12 protein-coding genes are annotated in these 22,741 nt (G+C 45.1%); 1 reads left to right on the forward strand and 11 read right to left on the reverse strand.

Annotation, left to right across the window (positions count from 1 at the left end):
• Window positions 1-229 precede the first annotated feature (229 nt).
• Complete coding sequence (locus EWM62_RS03035) at window positions 230-1,174, forward strand: ion channel (protein WP_129875150.1); 945 nt, start codon at window positions 230-232, stop codon at window positions 1,172-1,174.
• Window positions 1,175-1,212: 38 nt separating this feature from the next.
• Here the strand turns inward: EWM62_RS03035 and EWM62_RS03040 are convergent, their stop codons facing one another.
• From EWM62_RS03040 to EWM62_RS03090, 11 genes are all read right to left on the reverse strand, one after another.
• On the reverse strand, window positions 1,213-2,028 hold the full coding sequence (locus EWM62_RS03040) for an SDR family oxidoreductase (RefSeq protein WP_129875151.1): 816 nt from the start codon (window positions 2,026-2,028) through the stop codon (window positions 1,213-1,215).
• Window positions 2,012-2,851 (reverse strand): glycosyltransferase family 2 protein, encoded by an 840-nt coding sequence (locus EWM62_RS03045; protein ID WP_129875152.1) that lies wholly within the window; start codon window positions 2,849-2,851, stop codon window positions 2,012-2,014. Before EWM62_RS03045 ends, EWM62_RS03040 begins: the two co-directional genes overlap by 17 nt.
• Window positions 2,852-2,857: 6 nt before the next feature.
• On the reverse strand, window positions 2,858-3,472 hold the full coding sequence (gene recR, locus EWM62_RS03050) for a recombination mediator RecR (protein WP_129875153.1): 615 nt from the start codon (window positions 3,470-3,472) through the stop codon (window positions 2,858-2,860).
• A gap of 525 nt (window positions 3,473-3,997) precedes the next feature.
• Window positions 3,998-6,364, reverse strand: a complete 2,367-nt coding sequence (locus EWM62_RS03055; protein WP_129875154.1) for an ABC transporter permease — start codon at window positions 6,362-6,364, stop codon at window positions 3,998-4,000.
• A gap of 380 nt (window positions 6,365-6,744) precedes the next feature.
• Complete coding sequence (locus tag EWM62_RS03060; protein ID WP_162499764.1) at window positions 6,745-9,219, reverse strand: ABC transporter permease; 2,475 nt, start codon at window positions 9,217-9,219, stop codon at window positions 6,745-6,747.
• A gap of 82 nt (window positions 9,220-9,301) precedes the next feature.
• Window positions 9,302-11,725, reverse strand: coding sequence for an ABC transporter permease (locus tag EWM62_RS03065; protein WP_129875156.1), 2,424 nt, complete (start codon window positions 11,723-11,725; stop codon window positions 9,302-9,304).
• 137 nt (window positions 11,726-11,862) lie between these two features.
• Window positions 11,863-14,268 carry an ABC transporter permease gene (locus EWM62_RS03070; RefSeq protein WP_129875157.1) on the reverse strand — a complete coding sequence of 802 codons (2,406 nt, stop codon included), beginning with the start codon at window positions 14,266-14,268 and terminating at the stop codon, window positions 11,863-11,865.
• Window positions 14,269-14,340: 72 nt separating this feature from the next.
• On the reverse strand, window positions 14,341-16,710 hold the full coding sequence (locus EWM62_RS03075) for an ABC transporter permease (protein WP_162499765.1): 2,370 nt from the start codon (window positions 16,708-16,710) through the stop codon (window positions 14,341-14,343).
• Between the two features lie 82 nt (window positions 16,711-16,792).
• Window positions 16,793-19,162, reverse strand: coding sequence for an ABC transporter permease (locus EWM62_RS03080; RefSeq protein WP_129875159.1), 2,370 nt, complete (start codon window positions 19,160-19,162; stop codon window positions 16,793-16,795).
• A 25-nt stretch (window positions 19,163-19,187) separates the two neighbouring features.
• Entirely contained in the window at window positions 19,188-20,216 is a 1,029-nt protein-coding gene (locus EWM62_RS03085) for a DUF4097 family beta strand repeat-containing protein (protein ID WP_129875160.1), read from the reverse strand.
• Window positions 20,217-20,324: 108 nt separating this feature from the next.
• Window positions 20,325-22,724, reverse strand: a complete 2,400-nt coding sequence (locus tag EWM62_RS03090) for an ABC transporter permease (RefSeq protein WP_129875161.1) — start codon at window positions 22,722-22,724, stop codon at window positions 20,325-20,327.
• Between the last annotated feature and the right edge of the window lie 17 nt (window positions 22,725-22,741).

The raw sequence follows: 22,741 nt of genomic DNA on the forward strand, positions 1-22,741 counted from the left end.
TTATAAAAAACAAAAAATGAGGCTGCCTTACGAATTCTCGTTAAGCCACCACCAATTGTTGTTTAAAATTTGCGCTTTCATTTTTTATAAAGCAAATATGGAAATTGTTTTCACTAAAAGCAAGCATTATGATATTTTTACCAGAGCATTTAATGAATTAATGATTTAGTGAATTAGCTACTACTTTTTAAATCACTAAATCATCACTCACTAAATCACTAATTGATCCATGGCTATACGCAAACAGCATATTAACCCCGAGAATGACCTTGGTTTTGGCCCGCAGCCGGTGATCAAGAATCAGCCGCTTATAAATAAGGACGGCTCGGTGAATGTAAAGCGCAAGGGCCTTTCGCGGTTCAACACTGCCGATACCTACCATACGCTAATTAAAATGAGCTGGGGCAGATTTTGGGTTGTTGTGCTAAGCGGTTATTTAATTGCCAACCTGTTTTTCGCATCAATATATGTGTTGATAGGTATGGATAGCCTTGACGGTGCATCGGGCCATAACCATATGAGCCATTTGATGGATGCCTTCTTTTTTTCGGCGCAAACCATCTCTACGGTGGGTTACGGGCATATTAGTCCGCGGGGCGTGGTGGCAAACAGCGTGGCGGCATTTGAGTCGATGATAGGTTTACTTGCCTTTGCGCTGGCAACGGGATTGCTGTATGGGCGCTTTTCAAAACCATCGGCAAAAATTGTTTACAGCGAAAATATGGTTGTTGCACCCTATGGCGAAAATGGCCGCGGCTTAATGTTCAGGCTGGCCAATATCCGTAAGAATGTGCTCATAGACCTGGATATACAGGTTATCTTTTCATATAACGAATTTGTAGATGGCAAACCCATACGCCGCTTTTTCCCCTTAGATCTTGAGCGTAAATATGTGAGCCTGCTTACCCTTAACTGGACAATTGTGCACCCGCTTGATGCCAACAGCCCGTTGATAGATATGATATACGAAGACCTGGAAACCTACCAGGCCAGCTTTTCGGTATTGTTAAAAGCTTTTGACGATACCTTTTCGCAAACGGTGCACTCCCGTACATCGTACATTGCCCAGGATATGGTTTGGAACGCCAAATTCATCCCCATGTTTACCCGTGCCGAGGATGGCAGGATAGAATTGGATATGAGCAAAATAAGTGAATTTGAAAAAGTTCAATAGTTTATTAGTGTGTTTTTAAATACCAGTGAACCATGAAATTACTTCAAAAGCGCATCCTTTTCCCTGGCGAAAACCTTGAACACCTGCTTATCTAAAAAGACCGGCCACAATTTACTCAGGAATACAGTTAGCTTTCCCTGGAGGGTCATGATCAGGGTACGGTCGCGGTTCTCAATGCCGTTGGCTATAATTATGGCTACCTGTTCTGCGGTCATCATCTTGCCTTCGTTCATGGTGCTTTCGCCCTGTGGTTTGCCATTTTTATTAAGTGCCGTGTTACGGATATTGGACGATGTAAAACCCGGGCAGGCAACCATAATATGTACCCCTGTTCGCAGGTTCTCTACCCGCAGCGCATCCAGGAAACCGTTCACGGCAAATTTTGAGGCGGAGTACCCCGAACGGCCCGGCAAGCCCTTGTAACCTGCTATTGATGATACGCCTACTATGCTGCCCCTGGTTTCGGTAATAGCCGGCAGGGCATATTTGGTACAGTAAACAGTGCCCCAAAAGTTTACATCCATTATTGTTTTTAATACCTGCAGCTCCGCATCCTTAAAAAGCGCGCGCATAGATACACCGGCGTTGTTTACCAGTACATCTATTTTCCCGAAGGTAAGTTTGGCTTGTTTAATAAGGGTGGCGCAATCCTCCTCAATAGCTACATCGCATTGCACGGCAAGGGCTTTTATGGCATATTCAACCTGTAAAGTTTGGGCAATTTCGCATAAGGTTACGTACTGGCGGGCTGCCAATACCAAATTAGCGCCGCGCCTGGCAAATTCAATGGCAAGGGCCTTACCTATTCCAGATGATGCGCCGGTGATGATGACTACCTTATCTCTCAATTTCATATTTCGGGGCGAAGATCTGCGGGATACCCGGAATTTTTATCTCCGGCATATGCAGCAAATACTTGGCAGCGAATATAATCATAGCCCCATAAAAATGCCTGATGTAAGTCCAGCTAAATTTGGTCCTTGAAAGGCTATTGAAGTTAAGTATATATGTTTTTGGGAAGTAATAGTTTTTGTATCCCGCAAGGCGGATGCGGAAAGAAAGATCGATATCGTGACCGAACATTACAAATCGCTCGTCAAAGGCCTCTATCTGGTTAACTACCGAACGGCGTAATAACATAAATGCACCGTTGATAACATCTACTTCGGTAGTAGCAAACTCTTCATCTTCTACCCAGATATCATCAGTTTTGTAAAGGCGCGATTTTGGAAAGTATTTGGCCAACCCGGTTAGCTTTAGCAAGCCGCCCCATACCCTTGAAAACCCTGTTCGGGATTCGGATAAAAAATTACCACGCGGGCTTAACATACGCACGCCAACACCGCCGGCATCTTTATGGGCATCCATAAACGCAACTACATGCTCAACTGTTTTTTTGCCGCTAATAGTATCCGCATTGACCAGTAAAACATACTCTCCGCCGGCTTGCTCAATACCCTGGTTACGGGCTTTGGCTATCCCACGCGGGTGTTTGTTAACCAATAATTTAGCATCAGGAAACTCGCTGTTCAGCATCTGTACCGACTTATCCGTTGAAGCGTCGTCAACCACAATCAATTCATAATCAATATCCCTACAGGCCCTATTTAAAGTAAATAGCGCTTGCCTTAGCAGCGAACACATGTTGTAATTAACTACAATAACAGAAAGTTTCATAAGCTATCAGGATAATGAATTTTCGTACGGTACACGGGTTACGATAGATCGTCCTAAAGTAATCTCGTCCACGTACTCTAATTCACCTCCAAAAGCTATGCCACGGGCAATAGTTGAGATATTTATTGCAAATTGTTTTAAACGTTTGTGCAGGTAAAAAATGGTGGTGTCCCCTTCCATGGTGGCGCTTAAGGCAAAAATAACTTCCTTAACGTCGTTATCCTTTAACCTTTCTACCAGCGTATCTACCTGCAGATCGGCGGGGCCTATGCCATCCATTGGCGATATCAAGCCACCCAAAACATGGTAAACGCCATTGTACTGACTGGTGTTTTCAATGGCCATCACATCGCGGGTATCCTCTACCACGCAGATCAGGCTATGATCGCGCTTGTGCGACGAGCAAATCTCGCACACCTTTTGATCGGATATGTTATGGCAGGTTTGGCAAAACTGGATCTCGTTACGCAGTTTGCTGATAGCAGTGCTGAATTTTTGCACTTCATCCTTATCGCGGTTAAGCAAATGCAATACTAAACGCAGCGCGGTTTTTTGGCCCACACCCGGCAATTTGGCAAACTCGGCAACAGCATCCTCCAGCAACTTCGACGAAAAATTCATTAGGCGAATTTACAGATTTTGCGCGATGATGCATAGCCTCAGCTGTCAGTTTTGAATTTGTAGTTGCAAGGGTGTCCCACTAAATATATTACACTGCGGGACAGATTTGCAATTACCTGTTTATCAGATGAATACAAAATATAAAATTGCAATCTTATTTAAAGTAATACTTAATCATAAGGTATTTAATTATCTTTAAATAAGTTGTTTATATATTTTTATCAGGGTGTCCCACTCGCTTCTGAATGGGACAGAATGGGACACCCGCTAATTTTAGATTTTAGAATTACGATTTCGGATTTATCAACTCAATGAAGCGCAATCCGTCCTGAAATAAGTTTACACATTTGGTTGTTAATCCTGTAGTGGGTTTACACTCCTATATACGTTTCTTTACTTCTTCCTCAGGGGCTCATTGCGTTGCCTGCATGCGGCGCAGGGTCTCGTTCCGAAGACCCTGCGGAGAAGGTAGTCCATGTTTTTAGCTTCGGGCGAGCAATAAAACAATCAACAATAAAGCAATTATCATTCGCTCCTCAAGTTCTTCACCGGGTTAACCCAGGCGGCTTTCAGGGCTTGCCAGCTTACTGCTGCAAGGCATAAAACAATGCTTAAAAACAGCGTGGCTACAAATACCCAAATACTGATTGTGGTGTGATAGGTGTACTGTTTTAGCCATTGGCTGATGTTATACCAGCTTATGACCGCCCCAATCGCAAACGATATGAATACCAGCTTCACAAACTCCTGCGATAGTTTTAACCAAAGCCCGGCGGTACCGGCACCCAATATTTTGCGGATGCTGATCTCCTTTCCGCGCCGTTCGGCCGAGAATGAAGCTAATCCGAACAGGCCCAGGCAGGAGATAATGATGGCCAAACAGGTAAACATTACCGCCATAATGCCCAGTTGCTGTTCGTTCTTAAATTTTTGGGCGAAGCTTTCGTCGGTAAACTTATAATCGAAGGGGTAATACGGATTGTATTTACGGTAGACAGCCTGCAATAGCGCCATGTTTTTTGATACAGCGTTTGCAGGATTTAGCCGGATGCCGATGTTGCCTACCCAACCCTTTGAAAAACCGATGATGGTTGGTTTAACCGCATCATAAGGCGATGCCCACACAAAATTCTTAACCACACCAATAATGGTGCGCTCGGTGCTCATCCAGTTTATTTTTTGGCCAATGGGTTCTTTTAAGCGCATAAGCTTTACAGCAGCTTCGTTTAAAACCACGGCGGTTGAGTCTGAAGGCCTGTCTATGGCAAAATCGCGGCCCTGTATAACTTTGATCTGGTAGGTGTTTAGCATATGATAGGTAACCGCAATGCAATCTATAGGGATCTTTTCTTCACCTGGTAACTGCCCAGGCCATGTATTCTTCCAGGTGGCGCTGGTTATGGTGGTGATGGGCTCGGAGATACTGGCGGCATCTACAATGGCGCCCGAGCTGATGGCATCCTGCCTGAAACTTTCGAACTTATCGTACATCGCGCCATCTATCGGCAATTCGATAAGTCCGCTGCGGTTATAGCCGATGGGAAGGTCTTTGATATAGTTGATCTGCTTGTACACGAAAATGCTGGATACCACCAGGCATATGGCAAAGGTAAATTGTACCACAACCAACACCTGGCGTGGCCGTATGGTAGTTTTGGTGTTGGCAAACTGACCTTTTAATACCTTAACCGGGTTAAATGATGATAGAAATAATGCCGGATAACTCCCTGCAAACAAACCGGTTATACATGTTACTGTTAGCGCCGTTAACCATGCCCACAAGTTATTGTAAGGCAGGCTTAACTTTATGCCGATGATATTACCGAACACCGGCAACAGTACTACCACAAATATTAACGCCAGTGCCAGGGCCACAAACGCCATTAGCAACGACTCGCCCATAAACTGCTTGATGAGCGAGATACGGCGGGCACCTATGGCCTTGCGGATGCCCACCTCCCTTGCCCTCCGCTCCGACCGCGCGGTAGATAAATTCATGAAGTTGATGCAGGCGATAAGGAGGATCCCAATAGCCAGTAAAAGGAACAGGCGCACATAATCGATACGGCCGCCCACGTTTACGCCATTTTTAAATTCGCCGCGTAAATGCAAGTCGGTAAAGGGCAACATGAATAGCTTTACTTGCTTATCAGGAGCGAAATGCTCGCCTATCAGGTTCTTTATCTTGGCGTTAACTTTAGCGGCCGATGTGCCCGGTTTTAAAAGCACATAAGTGGCATATCCGTAATTGTCCCAGTTTTCGCCCTTCAGCCAGGGCTGCTGCGACAGAAAAGCATCCCACGAAGTGATAACTTTGAATGTAAAACTGGAGTTTTTTGGGTGATCTTTTATCACCGCACTCACCTTCATGGGGAACTGGTTGGCGTATTTCACCACCTGCCCCACCGGGTTTGCATCCCCGAAGATGGCCTTAGCGGTCGATTGGGTAAGTATGATGGATGATGGATCGGCCAGGGCGCTGCGCTTATCACCCTGTGTAAATTCAAAGGTAAACATATCCAGGATCTGGGGGTCCATGGCCACGCTGTTAAATTTCAACCCTTTGTTATTGTAGAATAGCACAACATCCTTCGCCTCGTTTATGCGGGCGGCAACGGATATTTCCGGATAATCTTTATTGAGAGCACCGGCAAGCTTTTGCGGTGTAAACCATTTGGTACGGATCTCGCCGTTGCTTGGCTGATTTTTAAATACCTGGTAAAGCCTTGGGCTGTTTATGTGGAATTTATCAAAGCTGTACTCGTTATACACGTACAACAGCAGCATAAAGCTTACCGCCATGCCAATAGCCAGTCCGCCGATATTAATGAGGGACGAAATCTTATTGCGGGCAAGGTTACGCCAGGCTATTTTTAAGTAGTTTTTTATCATGGTGACAGGTGCAGTGGTTTAACACTACAATATCAGCACTATTGATGTTAAATTATAATTTTTAACATCTGTTAACCTTTTGGGGAATGCTAAATCTTAAATTCTAAAATTCTAAAAGAGGAAGTTACTGCCTTTCTTAAAGAAAATGACGGCTAATCGCAAGGTTCAGCAAGCATGGCGATGCTAATTGGCAACAACAAACAAGTGCAAAAAAATAGCGATGGGTACAAACCCACCGCTATTTATGCTTTCATGCTGATCCGTTGGCTAACGGAGTGCATCTGATCGCCGTGATGCATATCGGTTATGCATAGTTCGCTAACAGATCCTTCACTACGTTCTCCGAAGGAGTCCTTTGGACAGGATGACAAATTTACTATCTATTCGCTCCGCAAACTCCTTACCGGGTTTGCAATCGCCGCCTTTACGGTTTGGAAACTTAGCGTAAACAAAGCTGCCGCAAGCATGCCCGCGCCGCTCAGGGCGAAGATCCACCAGCTTATGGTGGTGCGGTCGGCAAAGTTTTCCATCCATTTGTGCATGGCATAATAGGCTATCGGGGTTACCAATACAAATGCCAGTACAATAAGCCAGATCAATTCTGTTGATAGCAGGGTAACTATCTGCGCCACAGTAGCCCCTAATACTTTACGTACACCAATTTCTTTGGTGCGCTGGGTGGTAGTGTATATGGCCAGGCCCAATAAGCCCAGGCAGCTTATAAAAACAGATAAGCCGGTTGCCCAGTTTAAAAGCTTAGAGGTGTTTTGCTCGGCCGTGTAAAATTTGGCAATGTTATCGTCAAAAAAGTTGTAGCTAAAATCATCTTCGGGATAGATGTTTTTCCAAACTTTCTCAATTGCAGCCATCCCTGCTTTCCATTCGGCACCGCCGGCTGTTTCCGGTTTTAACAGGATATGAAAAGTGCGGTTGTTATATTTATTTGTGGTTGGCTGCAATATAGCCAAAGGTTTAATAGGCGCATGTAACGATCGCTGGTAAAAATCGGCGGTAACACCTATAATTTGCTTCTTTTTACCATTATAGTCAAGTATTTTACCAATGGCATCATCCGGCTTGCGGAAACCTAATATACGGGCATAGGTATTGTTGATGAGCGTGCCCCCGCCGCCGGTGGTATCAGATGTACGCAGGTTGCGGCCGGCCAGTAATTTAATGTTGTAAACCTTTAAATAATTTTCGTCGGCAAATTTTTGCTGCAGGTCGGTTTTAACCTCTTTTTTACCATCTAAATAATTAACCGTGGTAGAGTTGGTATTATTTGATGATGGCGGCGCGCCACCCACGCTTATCAATTGTATCTGCGGGATAGAGCGGATCTTGTTTAAAAACACCTGCTGCTTATCGGTATTTAATTGTTTAAATGGGGTGGATATATTAACGATAGCTTCCTTTCTAAAGCCAAGGTCCTTATGCAGGGCGTAGTATATTTGCTTGCTAACCAATACGGTTGCCATGATAAAGAACTGGGCTATTACAAACTGTGTAACTGTTAACGATTTACGCAACCATACGCTGCGCGATTTGCTGCTGCCGCTTTGCACCTGGTTTTTCAGCACATCTACCGGTTTATAGCCAGATAATACCAGCGCGGGGTAAAAGCCCGAAAGGCCGCTAACCACCACAACCAGTATAAGCAGGAACAGTATCACATCGGGGTGATGAACAATGTTAAGCGAGATCTCCTTAGGTACAAAATCGGCAAATATTTTGAGGATAAGCGGCGCCGCGGCTACTGATATAATTACAGCAAGCAATGTGATCAAAAAGGTTTCGCTCAAAAACTGGGCGATGAGCTGCCCGCGTCTGCTGCCCATGGTTTTACGGATGCCTATTTCTTTGGCCCGCTGCGAGGCCTGTGCCGTAGTTAAATTAATAAAGTTGATGCAGCCCAGTATCAGTAAAAACGCCGCTATAACCAGCAGGCCGTATAAAGTTGTTTTATTAGCGGTGCGTGCGCCCTCCATCCCGCCGTAAACCTGGTCGAAATGGATGGCCTTAAGCGGCTGTAAGGTAAAGCCCTGCGTGTTGCCTTTATCTTCGGGGCGTGGCGGGTTATGCTTGTTAAGCATTACATTCAGTTGCTTCTCTACCTTCGCGGCCGATGCGGTTGGCGATAATTTTATAAAAAGCTGTGATGCCGAATTGGTATTGCCCCACTGCGGCTGCTCGAAATTAGCTTTAAGGTAACTGTTTGTTGTAGCAGTTATGGACGAGATAAAATCGTGGTACATAAAATCGGTACGTTCTGTTATAGGAGCAACAATACCGCTTACCGTGGTTTTAACAGAATCATCGTAGATCACTTCCTTACCCATCATATCGGCATACGCCAGTTTGGGGAAGTAGATCTTAGCCTGGGCCGAGGTAAGCACCACCTGGTCGGGGTTTTTGAGCGAAGTTTTTGGATTACCGGCCAGCCATTTGTAGTTGATAAACTTAAAATAATTTTCATCGGTAAAAATAATGCCCGGCTGATTTTTTACCTTATTATCCGCGGCGGTACCATTTGGTATAACCACGGTAGTTTGATCGTAAGTATAAAACGGGGCAATAATATCTACACCGGTTACTTCGCTTTTTATAGCCGGAGCCAGGGCCAGGGTTACGCCGCTGTTGTGGCCAACTTCGCCCGCGAAGGAGTAATCGGTTGTTACCCGGTAAATACGTTCGGGATCCTTGTGGAATTTATCAAACGTAAAGTCGAAATAAACAATAAGGTAGATAACCAGCGCCGCGCTGATACCTATCGACAAGCCTACAACGTTTATAAGCGTAAATAGCTTGTGTTTTTTAAAACCGCGTAAGGCGATCTTGAAGTAGTTTTTTATCATATTTTGAGTCATTGTGTCATTAGGCCATTAGTCAGTACAGGCCTAAATAACGACCCAACGACCAAATGACTCAATGAACTGTTTATTCGCTCTTTAAGCTTTTCACCGGATTGGCCAATGCCGCTTTAACCGACTGAAAGCTGATGGTAATAAATGCTATAACTATTGCCCCTGTACCTGCCGCTGCTATTATCCACCATTTTATACCATCGCGATAGGCAAAACCCTGCAGCCAGTAACGGCCGGCCAGCCAGGCCAGCGGCGACGCTAATACGATGGCTATTAACACCAGCTTTATAAAATCTTTTGAAAGCATCCCCACTATAATAGATACGTTGGCCCCCAAAACTTTACGGATGCCTATCTCTTTGGTACGCTGCTCGGCGGCGTAGGCTGCCAAACCAAATAAACCAAGGCAAGCAATAACAATGGCCATAGTGGTAAAGGCTACAAAAATACCGCCCATGCGTTGTTCGGTACGGTAGCTTCTTTCAAAATCCTCGTCCATAAAGGTGTAATCCAGTTGCTGGTTTGGCGATACCGAATGCCATTTTGCCTTTACCTGCGCTATAAGGCCGGTTGTATTGGCGGTGTTAATGCGTACGGCGAGGCTGCCCCTATTCTCTTGCAGGGCAAATACCACCGGTGTAACATTTTCCCTGAGCGAGTTAAAGTTAAAATCCTTTACCACACCTATAATACGGTAGATCTTTAAATTCTTTGCCATATTATCCATCGAATAGTACAGTTCCTTGTTTATCGGGTCTTTAACTCCAAGGCGTTTTACGGCAGCTTCGTTTATCACCAGGGCTGTCGAATCTGCTTTATTCCCTTTAGAAAAATTGCGGCCCTGCAATAACTTCATCCCCATTGTGCCTATATAATCTTCATCAATATCCCACACCTGGGTTGATAAGGCAGTTTTGGTATCCCTGTTGGCATCCTGGAAAAACGTGGTGCTGTTGCGCCATCCGCTGGTGGGTATATAGCCCGTCATGGTGGTACTTACTACGCCCGGTAGCTGCCCAAGTTGTTCCTTAAGCACTTTAGCGCGGTCGCCCAGGGCATTAGCGTTATTGATAACCATTACCTGCTCGCGGTTAAAACCAAGGTCCTTGCTTTGGATAAATTTAAGCTGATGATAAATAACCAGCGTGCCGATGATCAGAAAAATTGATATTGAAAACTGGAACACCACCAAAAAGCTGCGCAGAAAGCCGCCTTTAAAACCTGATGATAACTTGCCCTTTAATACATCAACCGGCTGAAAAGCCGAAAGAAAAAACGCCGGGTAAGAGCCTGCCAGGCAACCTATAACCAATACGGTTACAAGCAAGGCCGGTAAAAGCCACGCAAAAGTTGCAGCGGTAAAGCCAAGCTGCTTATCGGCTAATTGGTTAAACAATGGCAACAGCAGCCATGCCCCTATTACCGATATGATGGTAGCGAAAAGTGTTACCATAACAGACTCGGACAGGAACTGCGCGATAAGATATTTACGCGGCGAACCCAATACTTTGCGCACCCCAACTTCGCGGGCGCGGTTTGATGAGCGCGCGGTGCTCAGGTTCATAAAATTAACACAGGCTATCAGCAATATAAATATGGCGATGGCCGAAAACATATACACGTATTGGATATTACCATTCCCGCTCAGTTCGGCCTCGCGGTTTGACTTTAGGTGGATATCCTTTAAGGGGATCAAATTCACCCTGAAGTAACTTCCGCCCTTTTCAAGGTCTTCGTAACTCATATGGACAGCAGCTTGCAACTGGCCGCCCACATATTTGCTCACCATACCCTTAAGTTTGGCATTCAGTTTATTAACATCCGCGCCCGGCTTTAATAAAATATAAGTGTTAAAGTTATTGCTTAACCAGGCATCCTCTTTGCTTTCGGCAAGGTCTGTCATGCATATGAAGATATCGGTGTTAAAGTGCGATTGCTTGGGCATGTCTTTAATAACACCCGTAACCTTGTAAAAAAGCGTATCGTTCAATGTAAGAGATTTACCAACCGCATCATCTGTATCAAAATATTTTTTGGCAGTGGTTTCGTTGATCACCACGCTCCTGGGGTTTTTAAGCGCCGTTTTTGGGTCGCCGTGCAGCATGGGCAGCGTAAACACATCAAATATCTGCGGGTCGGCATATAATACATGCTGCTCCTGCACGTTCTCGTCGCCTTTGCGCACTTTAAAACTGCCGCGGTCCCTAAACCTTACGGCCAGCTCCACCTCGGGGAAATCGTTTAAGAACGTTTGTGCCATTGGCGCCGGCGATACCGCGTAGCTGTTGGTATTGCCCCCAAACCTTATCTCGTCGTTTGCCCGGTAAATGCGGTCGGCTTTGGTGTTAAATTTATCATACCCAAGCTCATCTATCACATAAAAAACAATAAGCATGCACACGCATAAGCCCAGGGCAAGGCCAAACACGTTAATAATAGTGAAGCCTTTATTCTTTTTTAAACTTCTGAAGGCGGTTTTGATGTAGTTTTTAAACATGATGTTTTTTTTTTAAATTCTAAATCTCAACACTAAATCCTAAACTAACCTCTATGTCTTAAATCGACTTTAGGGTGTAAAAATCAGGATTTAGAGTTTCTGTCTCGGCATATATGACAACTTGTAACCTAAACAGGTTACTCGCTTCGTAAACTTTTTACGGGGTTGGCCAATGCCGCCCTAATTGTTTGAAAACTTACCGTAATATACGCCACAGCTAAAGCCATTGTACCTGCCGCTACAAATACCCACCATTGTACCTCTACGCGGTAAGCAAATTCCTGAAGCCATTTGTGCATGGCAAACCACGTAAACGGTATTGCTATGATAATTGACAGCGCAACCAATTTTAAGAACTGGGCCGATAGCATCCCGGTAATACTGCCCGACGATGCACCTAACACCTTGCGGATGCCTATCTCTTTTACCCGCTGGCGGATACTGAATGCCGATAAGCCAAATAAACCCAGGCTCGCTATAATTACTGCCAGCACCGCAAACGAGGTAAATATTTTACCCGTACGGGCCTCGGCTATGTATAGCTGGGCAAACTGGTCGTCCAGAAAGGTATAGCTGAACGGGCTATCGGCGTGGTAATCGTCCCACTGTGTTTTAATATCCGCAATTAAACCGCTTACATCAGCCGTTTTAACTTTTACCATGATAGAGCCGTTGCTGTGGCCGTAAAGCATCATTAACGGGGCTATTTTTTCTTTGGCCGATGAATAATGAAAATCTTTAACTACGCCAACAATGGTAAACTCGCGCTGGCCCGAGCGCACAATGGTTTTACCTATCGGGTCGGCGTTGCCTATACCAAGCTCCTTTACCGTAGTTTCGTTTACAATAACGGCCGACGAATCGCCCGGGGAAGCCGGGGAAAAGTTTCGCCCTGTGGCCATTTTCATGCCCATAGTTGGCAAGTAATTTTCATCAATATGGTAGATGCTGGCGTGGATCTCGCTGTGGCCCACGTTAGCGTTTGATGATTTTAGATAGATCTGGGTACCATCGCCTGTGCGCACCGGCAAATCGCTTGATATGGTGGCGTTAAGTACCTGCTTATTTTGCAGCAACTGGTTTTTAAATGGCACCAGGTTGTTTTTTAACGTGTAAGTATCGTTTATTACCAATACCTGGTCTTTATCGTAACCCAATTTTTGGTTCTGCATAAAATGCAGCTGCTGGTACACTATAAACGTGGCGATGATAAACGCGGTTGATATACCAAACTGGAATACAATTAAGCCACTGCGTAACAGGCTGCGTGTGTTTTGCGAGTTGCTGTTACCTTTTAATACGCTTAGTATCTTAAATGACGAAATAAAGAACGCCGGGTAAACGCCTGCTGCAATACCCACTACCAGGGCCACTATCAACTCGATGAACAGAGCTTTGTAGTTTAAATAAAATTGCATGGTGATATGCTTGCCCGCTACATTGTTAAAATATGGCAGTAAAACATAAACAAGGGCAAGGGCAAAAACCATTGCAATTGTGGTTAACATTACCGATTCGGTTAAGAACTGATTTACCAGGCTGTTTTTTAACGACCCCAAAACCTTACGGATGCCAACCTCTTTTGACCGCCTTGCCGATGCCGCTGTAGAAAGATTGGTGAAATTGATGCAGGCAAGCAGTAATATAAACGCGGCAAGCGCCCCAAATATGTAAACGTAATTGATGTCGCCATTTGCCTCGCGCTCAAATTTGGTATGCGAGCGCAGGTGGATATCGGTAATGGGTTGTAAGCTAAAAATAAAGGTGTTGACAGATTTTTGCGCTTCGGCCAGGCTCACACCCATATCTCGTTGAACTTCGGGCACTACGTATTTTGATACCAGCTGCGGAAATTGCGCTTCCAGCTTTTTAGGGTCGGCGTTCTTATCCAGCAGCAAGTATGTGTAATAACCAATATTGCTCCAGGTTTGGGGGCGGTTACGCGTATCCAGGCTTATAAAAGCATCGGCATGGAAGTGCGAATTATCGGGCACGTTGTTGATGATGCCGGTAACCTTTAGGGGCTGGTTGGCAACCAAAATTATTTTGCCAATAGCGGGGGTTTCGCCAAAATACTTTTTGGCCATATTTTTTGTAAGCACAATGCTGTTTGGCTCGGCCAGCGCGATACTGTTATCGCCCTTTATAAGGGGGATCGAAAAGATCTTCAGGAAATTAGAATCGGCCTGTACAATATTGGTTTCTTTAAATTGCTGCCCGTTATATTTAACAAAAAGCGGGGGATTGCTCAATAACCGGGTTGATGCCTTTATCTCGGGATATGCATTTTTCATGCCCTCGCCTACCGCTACATCAACAAGGGGGTAAACATCGGTACCACCGTTGCCAATGGTGCCCAGGTTTACCCGGTAAAGCTGTTTTGAATTTGCGGAATAGGTATCGTATGTTAACTCCTGGTACAGGTAGCCGCTTATAAGCATACAGCAGGCCAGGCCAATGGCCAATCCAAATGTGTTGATTAACGAGAACACCTTGTTTTTGGTAAGGCTTCGCCAGGCGATGGTTAAATAATTCTTTATCATTTTTTTAGTCATTGGCTCATTAGGTCATTAGTCATTGCCGGTCCGAAATGACTCAATGACCCAATGATAAATTTATTCGGAACGTAAACTTTTTACCGGGTTACTTAACGCGGCTTTTATGGCCTGCCCGCTTACTGTTAGCAAGGTTACGGCAAGGCTTATCACTATAGTAGCCACAAATACCCACGGGCTTATATCAGTACGGTAGGTGTAATTATGCAGCCACTGGTCCATAAAACGCCAGCTTACCGCACCGCCGATAATAAAGGCGATAATAACCAACTGCACAAATTCTTTTGACAGGTTAAGCCATAAATTTGCAGTGGTGGCACCCAATACCTTGCGGATGCCGATCTCCTTGCGGCGCTGTTCGGCTGCGAATGATGCCAGGCCGAATAGACCAAGGCAGGACAGCACAATGGCCAGCACGGTGAATGAATTTGACAGCGTACCCAATAATTGCTCGGTATGGAATTTTTTACTGTACTCTTCGTCAACAAATTTGTAGTTGAAGGGGTAATCCGGGTTATACTTTTTATAAACAGCGCTTAATTTATCCAGCGCATTTGATACGGATAATGCCTTGTTAAGCCTTACCCCTGCCATGCCTGCCCAGCCTTTTACATTGCCTACTATAAGTGGTTTTGCCGGCTCGGATGGCGAGTTTACAATATAATTTTTTAATACCCCAACAACAGTACGGTCGGCGCCCTGCCAGTTAACAACTGCACCCAAAGGTTCTTTTAAACGCATCATTTTCACAGCGGCTTCATTCAGCAGGATAGCGGTGGTATCTGATGGGCGTGTACTATCAAAATCGCGCCCCATGGCCATTTCCAAACCAAATGTTTTGGTGAAGTGATAATTGGCTACCATCTGCTCAATCGGCAGTTTGTCTTCGCCCGGCAACTGCCCCGGCCATTTAATACCCCACGATGCACCACCGTTACCTGTTATGGTGTTTGAAGTGCTTACAGCCTCGGTAATAGCCCCTGATGCGATGGCATCCCTGCGGAAACTTTCAAATTCATTATACAACCTGCCATCAAGCGGAACCTCTACCAGGCCGTTTTTATCATAACCTGCCGGGCGGTTTTTAATGAAGTTTAATTGCTTGTAAATAAGGATGGTTGACAAAATAAGGCAGGTTGCAAACGAGAATTGCACGATAACCAATATTTGCCTTGGCCTTAAGGTTGCCTTGCCAGCTTTGTTTATCCCCTTTAAAACCTTTACCGGTTTAAACGACGACAGGAAGAGCGCGGGGTAACTGCCCGCGATAATGCCGGTAATAACCGTAACCCCTGTTCCGGCTATCCAAAAGAAGGGCAGCCGATAAGGAATGGTTAAATTTTTTGCGATAAGGCCGTTAAAATAAGGCAGTATCAATGCAGTTAAAGCCAGTGCAAGCCCAAATGATATTACGCACATCAGTAACGATTCGCCCATAAACTGCTGGATGATAGAAACGCGCCTTGCACCTACCACTTTGCGCACCCCAACTTCGCGGGCACGGGTTTGTGAGCGTGCGGTAGAAAGGTTCATGAAATTGATGCAGGCTATCAGCAGGATGCCAATGGCCAAAAACATAAACAGGCGCACATATTCTATAGCGCCGCCGCCGGTGCTTACGCCGTTTTTAAACTCGGTGAACAGGTGCTGTTTAGAAAACTGGTACAGGAACAGCTTGTTCTCTTTATCCTGCGAATTGTATTTGGCTACCAGGCCGGCCAGCTTACTATTAAGCTTGCTTAAATTGGTGCCCGATTTTACCTTCACATACGTTTGGAAACTAAAGTTGCCCCAGCCCGAGGTTTTTATCCAGGGTTCGTCTGCCTCCAGCATAGCCCACGAACCCATCGCGCTAAATTTCATGGAGCTGTTTTCGGGCATGTCTTTTAAAATGCCTGTAACCTTGGCGCTGCGTGTATTGTTTATTTTAACCATTTTACCCATAGGGTCAGTATTACCAAAAATTGCTTTTGCGGTGCTTTGGGTTAATACAACGGATGACACATCTTTAAAAGCATCAGATTTACTGCCCTGTACAAATTCAAAGCTGAAAATATCGAGCAGCGACGGATCGGCCGATAACATGGTAATTTTAAGGGCGTTATCCTTATAGCTGAACAGGTATTCGTTCCCCCAGTTGGTGCGTGCCGTAAGCGCTATCTCGGGGTAGTTTTTACGTATAGCATCAGCAACCGGTACCGACATGCTGTTGGTGCTGCGGATGTCGCCATTTGATGGCTGGTTGCGCCAAACCTGGTAGATCAGGTCCTGGTCCTTATACATTTTATCGAACGAGAATTCGTTGTAAACATATAATAACAGCATAAAGCTTACCGCCATGCCTACACCCAGGCCACCTATATTAATAAAGCTGTAAAGCTTATGACGGGCCAGGTTACGCCATGCAATTTTCAAATAATTCTTTATCATTTTTTTAGTCATTGGGTCATTGGGGCATTGAGTCATTACCGGTCTAAAAATTACCTGATGACTAAATGACCTAATGACAAATTTATTCGGAACGTAAACTCTTCACCGGGTTGGCTAACGCTGCCTTTATGGCCTGATAGCTAACCGTGGCTATGGCAATAATTACGGTAATTAAACCTGCCAAAGCCAGCATCCACCAGCTTAGGGTAATGCGGTACTCAAATTTTTGCAGCCATTTATTTAGGGCCCAAACAGATACAGGCACCGCTATAACTATGGCAATACCCACCAGCATTAAAAAATCTTTTGAAAGCAGCGTGGTTAAATTAAATACCGTTGCGCCGAGCACTTTGCGTACACCTATCTCCTTAACCCTTTGCTCGGCGGCATAAGCGGCCAGCCCGAACAAGCCAAGGCACGATATGATAATAGCCAGGCCACCGAAAAGGTTAGACAGTGTAGCCAGTAACTTTTCGTTCTGGAATTTCTTCTCAAAATCACTGTCTACAAATTTTATAGTTGGCGGGTAAGCCGGATTAAGCGATTTTAAGCCCTTATTTATAGTTTCGATATTGGCCGTAATGCTTCTGTTTTGATTTAAGCGCAGATCAATGGTAGCGCCGCTATTACCACCATACTGCGTTAACATGGGGCGGGTTTTTTCGTATGGCGATCCCCATACAAAATCCTTATACACACCCACTACCGTAAGCTCGGTATCGCCCCATTTTATAAGTGTGCCAATAGGGCTTTTAAGCTTCATAACTTTGGCAGCCGATTCGTTTAGCATAACCGTTTTGCCGGCAGTATCGGCCGGGTAAGCCTGCGAAAACTCCCGACCGCTTAATAATTTAACGCCGGCGGTTTTGGTAAAATCGTTACCCGCCCTAAACACGTCGAACAAGATGGTCTCGTCATCGCGTTTTCCGGGCCAGCTTACGCCCCATGTATTGTTTCCGTTTTCGGTAATGCTTTGCGAAAACACAGAAGCGTTGGTAACCGCGCCCGATGTTTTTAACTGATTAATAAGCACTTCGGTATTTTTTTGCAGGTCGCCTTCAATAGGGATCTCAACCAGGTTGTTCTTATCAAACCCCGCCGATTTTTCCTGCACAAATTTTATCTGGCGGTAGATACAAATGGTGGCGGTTATTAAAAATACGGCTAAACCAAATTGCAAAACCACCAGTACTTTACGTATTGGCAAGGCCGAACCCCCTCCCTTAAATACCCCTTTAAGTACTTTAATAGGCTCGAAAGAAGACAGGTAGAACGCAGGGTAACTCCCGGCAAGTATGCCGGTAAGTAAGCCTATGCCTAATATGGCAAGCCAGGTAGGCAAACTGGTGTATGGTAAGGCCAGTTGTATGCCCAACAGATTATTAAAGTAAGGCAGCGATGCAATTACTATACCTATGGCAATTGCAGTAGAAAGTAACGAAAGGATAACCGACTCGGCAATGAACTGGCTTACCAGTGATGCCCTGTTTGAACCGATAGCCTTGCGGATACCTACCTCTTTGGCGCGTTCTTCAGACCGGGCGGTGCTCAGGTTCATGAAGTTTATACAGGCAACCAGTAAAATACAAAATGCAAGCGTAATAAATAGTTTTATCTGGCTTATCATCCCCCCTACAGGTTTGCCATCCACAAACTCCGAATACAGGTGCAGCTTGCTGAATGGGTAAAGGAACAACTGGTTTTTATTACCATCGTTATGCCTTTCAACCATGTTTTTCATAATGCCGTTGGCGCGTGCTAATGCCGATGGGTTTTTAAGTTGTACCACGGTACGTGCAAAATTGCTTCCCCATCCACCATTTTTGGCCCATGGGTTAGCATCTTCAAACATCACCCAGGGTAAAACAAATTCAAACTGGAAGCTGGCATTTGCGGGCAGGTCATCAATAACGCCGGTAACCGTTAAAGGCAGCTGGTTGTTACGCTTTACTATCTTATTCATCGGGTCTTCATCGCCAAAAAGGGTTTTAGCCAGTTTTTTCGTGATGATGATAGAATTTGGAGATTTTAAAGCGCTTGCCGCTGTGCCTTTTATAAAATGGTACGAGAATATATCAAAGAAACCATCATCGGCAAAAAGCCCCGATTTTTTAAAGCTGTTGTTTTTATAGGTAAGCAAGCCTTCGGCAGTATAGGTAATAACCCTTACCGCGCGTACCGCATCGGGCACTTCGGTTTTAATGGTTGCCGCTGCCAGGCGTGGTGTAGCCGCGAAGGTGTAGATTTTGCCATCGCCGGGCTGGTTATTTTCAACAAGGTATATGTTGTCGATATTTTTAAACTGCTTATCATAGTTTAAGTGGTACGATACATAAAGCAGCAAAAGCAGGCAGCTTGCCATGCCCAATGCCAATCCGCCTGCGTTAATTAACGAAAATCCTTTATGCTTGGCTATGTTGCGCCAGGCAATTTTAAAATAATTCTTTAACATATACCTTGTATTTTATTGAAGCGTATTATTTAGTGTTTACATTAACGGTGCCGTCGCCGCGTACTTCAACCAGCGACCCACCACCGTTTACTTTACCGGTAACCCGTTCTTTTTCTTTATGGCCTTCAAATTTGCCGTTGATGTTAAAATTTACGTTATTGCCACGAAGGTCGACATCTACGCCCTGGCTTGTTGGCAATTGCAGGTCTACATGGCCCGAGTTGGCATCAATTTTCACATAGCTGCCTACGCGCAGCATTTGCACGTGCATACTGCCCGCACTTGTAGAAGCATCAACGCTGCCGGCCATAGCCATAAGGTTTACGCTGCCGCCAGATGTGCCTGTTACCAATTCGCCATCAATATTATTGCCCCTTACACTGCCGCCGCTGGTTGTAGCTTTAATAGTGCCTTTAAGGTCGGTTAGGTTTAACGATCCTCCGCTGGTTTCTAAACGGATCTTACCGCTGCAGTTATCGGCAGTAACGCTGCCGCCGCTGGTTTCCAGGTCGATATCGGGTTTACAGTTTGATACATGGATGCTGCCACCGCTGGTTTGACCTTTTATTATCCCGGTTAAACCATCAGCATGAATGCTGCCGCCGCTGGTCTCAAAATTCTGGTTGCCGGTTAGGTTATCCAGGTGCAGGCTGCCGCCGCTGGTATTTAGGTTGGTGGTGGTTTGCTTATTTACATAAACTTTAAAACCAATGCTTAACGACCGCCTCCAGTTCATGTTGTTACGGCGGCTTTTAGCGGTTGCATGCAGTTCGCCGTTCTGGATATTGATATCCAGGATATAATCTTCCTCAAGGCGTTTTTTGATCTCGTCCTTGGTAAGGTTTTGGTTATTATTGCCAACCACATAAACATCAATATGCGGCTGTTGGGTACTTGCACCACTTACCGAAATACTGCCGCCGCTGGTGTTTACAAATACGGCTTTAATACCATCATTTGCTAACGAGCGGGTGTAATAAGGCGTTTCCCTGTCCTGTGCCGAAGCAAGATAAACCGGCGATGCCATTAATAATAAAAGGAAATACTTTTTCATAATTGTTTTGAGTTTAATACAAGACCACTTTTTTATATTATAGGTTGCATGATGTTAGTATTTAGTTCATAGTTCACGCCAGCTTCACTATGAACTATTAACCATCAGCTATTCGCTTCTCAAGCTCTTCACCGGGTTTGTTAATGCCGCTTTTATAGATTGTACGCTAACTGTTATAAGCGCTATTAAGGCCGCGCTGCCGCCTGCTAACAGGAATACCCACCAGTTGATACTAATCTTGTAGGCAAAATCCTGCAGCCATTTATCCATGGCAAACCAGGCTATAGGGCATGCAATAAGCGTTGCTATAATAACCAGTCGCATCAGATCTGTTGATAGCAGGCTTACAATGCTGCCCACACTTGCGCCAAGCACCTTGCGGATGCCTATTTCTTTAACACGCTGCTCGGCAGTAAAAGTAACCAGGCCAAACAAACCCAAACAAGCTATGCTGATGGCCAGTATGGTAAATATCAGCAGGATAGTACCCTGTTTTTGTTCGGTTTGATATTGGGCGGCAAAGTTTTGATCGAGGAAATGGAACTCGGCTTTGTTCTCGATATCAAAAGTGCTGTACACTTTGCTGATGTAATCTAACGATGCCTGTACATTGCCCCTCGCAATACGCACATACAAGTTATCCTTATCATTTGCCTGCGATGGCATATTTAATACCATCGGGCTTATTTTGTGCTGTAACGAGTAGGTGTTAAAATCCTTTACCACACCTACAATGGTTTGCTCTATAATTTTGCCCTGCTCATCAACTCCGGTGCGTACACGGCGGCCAACGGCATCCTTCCAGCCCAGTTCCTTAACCAATGTTTCGTTTACAATAATGGCGTCTTTAACATCGGTGGTAACGTCCTTCGAGAAATTGCGGCCGCCTGCCATTTTTATTTGCAGGGTTGGGATAAAATCTTCATCTACCTGCAGGTTTTGTACCATTTTCGATTCGGAAGTAGCCTTGCCATCCGGGCCGAGGTTGAAGTCGCCCCCACCTATATTGTTGTTGCCGATTGGGTTACCCGCTACGCCAACACTTTCGATATTTGGGTTTAGCAGCAGCTGTTGTTTTATGGCATCCACCTTGCCGCGTACCTCGCGGTTATTGATGTGGAAAGTAAGCGTTTGCGCCTTGTTAAAGCCCAGGTCGCGTTTTTGGAAATAGTTTAATTGCTGGTAGATAACGCATGATCCGGCTATCATTACGATGGTGATAACAAACTGGAATACCACCAGCGATTTACGGAAAAGTATGGTTGATAGCTGGTTGCCCAGCTGGCCCTTCATGGCCGGTATGGTTTTAAATCCGGAAAGGAAAAGCGCCGGATAAATACCGCTTAATACGCCTGCCAGCAAGCTAAAGCCAATAAATATGCAGATGGTTTTTACCGTACCAAATTGTAGTAATACTAAACTTTTGCCGGATAGATGGTTAAAGTATGGCAGCGCAAACTGGATAATGGCCGCGGCTAATAAAGTAGATATAAAGGTAAGCAGGATACACTCGGCAAAGAACATTACCATAAGCTGTGTGCGGCCCGATCCTATTATCTTACGCACCCCAATTTCTTTGATGCGGATAGATGACCGCGCCGTGGTAAGGTTTACATAGTTGATAATGGCGATAACCAGTATCAGCAAAGCGGTTAAACTGAACACATAAACATAAGTAATATTACCATTGGAGCCGATCTCGTAGCTCAGGTTCGATCGCAGGTGTATATCCGTAAGGGGCTGCAGTTCCATCACAAACTTCATGTCTCCAAGGTCTTGTTTAACATGCTTATTAAAAAACGCATCGCCGGCTGCTTCTATTTGTTTGTAGCTATCGTGGTCTTTCAGCAGTACATAGGTATACACATTACCCATGCCCCATTTGTTATCGTTGGCTTTATAGTCGGCAGGGAAAGCACGCAGGGCCTTAAAACCAAAGTGAGAGTTTACCGGCACATCGGCTATTACCCCGGTAACGGTTGTGGGCTGGCTGTCAATTAATATGGTTTTGCCTGTGGCGATTGATGCATTGGTAAAAAGGTTTTCTGCGAGGGTTTTGGTGAGTACTATGGTTTGTGGTTTTGCCAAAGCAGTTTTATCATCACCATATAAAAATTGATAGCTGAATATATTGAAAATGCTATTCTCGGTAAACAGCATGCTGCCTTCGCTTATGCTTTTATCGCCTGTAGTGATCTTGCCGCCACCTTCAGCGTTTATTCTTATAGCATCAACCACCTGCGGAAACTCTGCCTTCAGTGTCGGCGCGTATGGCGGCGAGGTAACCGCCAGGTCGAATTTACCGCCGTTCCATTGTCCGTGCTGCACCACGCGAAAAATGCGGTCGGCTTTGGTGTTGTAGCGGTCGTAGCTCCACTCATCGGTAACGTATAAAGTAATTAACCAGAAGGCAGCAATGCCCATTGCCAGGCCGAAGATGTTGATGAACGAAAAAGCCTTATGTTTTTGCAGGTTCCTCCAGGCTATTTTTAAATAATTGCTGATCATGGCGATGTGGTTTGGCC

Source organism: Mucilaginibacter terrigena (assembly GCF_004168255.1).
Taxonomy (GTDB): domain Bacteria; phylum Bacteroidota; class Bacteroidia; order Sphingobacteriales; family Sphingobacteriaceae; genus Mucilaginibacter; species Mucilaginibacter terrigena.

Excerpts from the sequence above, each read along its gene's own strand:
- EWM62_RS03045 (WP_129875152.1), bottom strand. The coding sequence starts at position 2,851 with ATGAAACTTTCTGTTATTGTAGTTAATTACAACATGTGTTCGCTGCTA.
- EWM62_RS03040 (WP_129875151.1), bottom strand. The coding sequence starts at position 2,028 with ATGAAATTGAGAGATAAGGTAGTCATCATCACCGGCGCATCATCTGGA.
- EWM62_RS03090 (WP_129875161.1), bottom strand. The coding sequence starts at position 22,724 with ATGATCAGCAATTATTTAAAAATAGCCTGGAGGAACCTGCAAAAACAT.
- EWM62_RS03075 (WP_162499765.1), bottom strand. The coding sequence starts at position 16,710 with ATGATAAAGAATTATTTGAAAATTGCATGGCGTAACCTGGCCCGTCAT.
- recR (WP_129875153.1), bottom strand. The coding sequence starts at position 3,472 with ATGAATTTTTCGTCGAAGTTGCTGGAGGATGCTGTTGCCGAGTTTGCC.
- EWM62_RS03070 (WP_129875157.1), bottom strand. The coding sequence starts at position 14,268 with ATGATAAAGAATTATTTAACCATCGCCTGGCGAAGCCTTACCAAAAAC.
- EWM62_RS03080 (WP_129875159.1), bottom strand. The coding sequence starts at position 19,162 with ATGTTAAAGAATTATTTTAAAATTGCCTGGCGCAACATAGCCAAGCAT.
- EWM62_RS03085 (WP_129875160.1), bottom strand. The coding sequence starts at position 20,216 with ATGAAAAAGTATTTCCTTTTATTATTAATGGCATCGCCGGTTTATCTT.
- EWM62_RS03065 (WP_129875156.1), bottom strand. The coding sequence starts at position 11,725 with ATGTTTAAAAACTACATCAAAACCGCCTTCAGAAGTTTAAAAAAGAAT.
- EWM62_RS03055 (WP_129875154.1), bottom strand. The coding sequence starts at position 6,364 with ATGATAAAAAACTACTTAAAAATAGCCTGGCGTAACCTTGCCCGCAAT.
- EWM62_RS03060 (WP_162499764.1), bottom strand. The coding sequence starts at position 9,219 with ATGATAAAAAACTACTTCAAGATCGCCTTACGCGGTTTTAAAAAACAC.
- EWM62_RS03035 (WP_129875150.1), top strand. The coding sequence starts at position 230 with ATGGCTATACGCAAACAGCATATTAACCCCGAGAATGACCTTGGTTTT.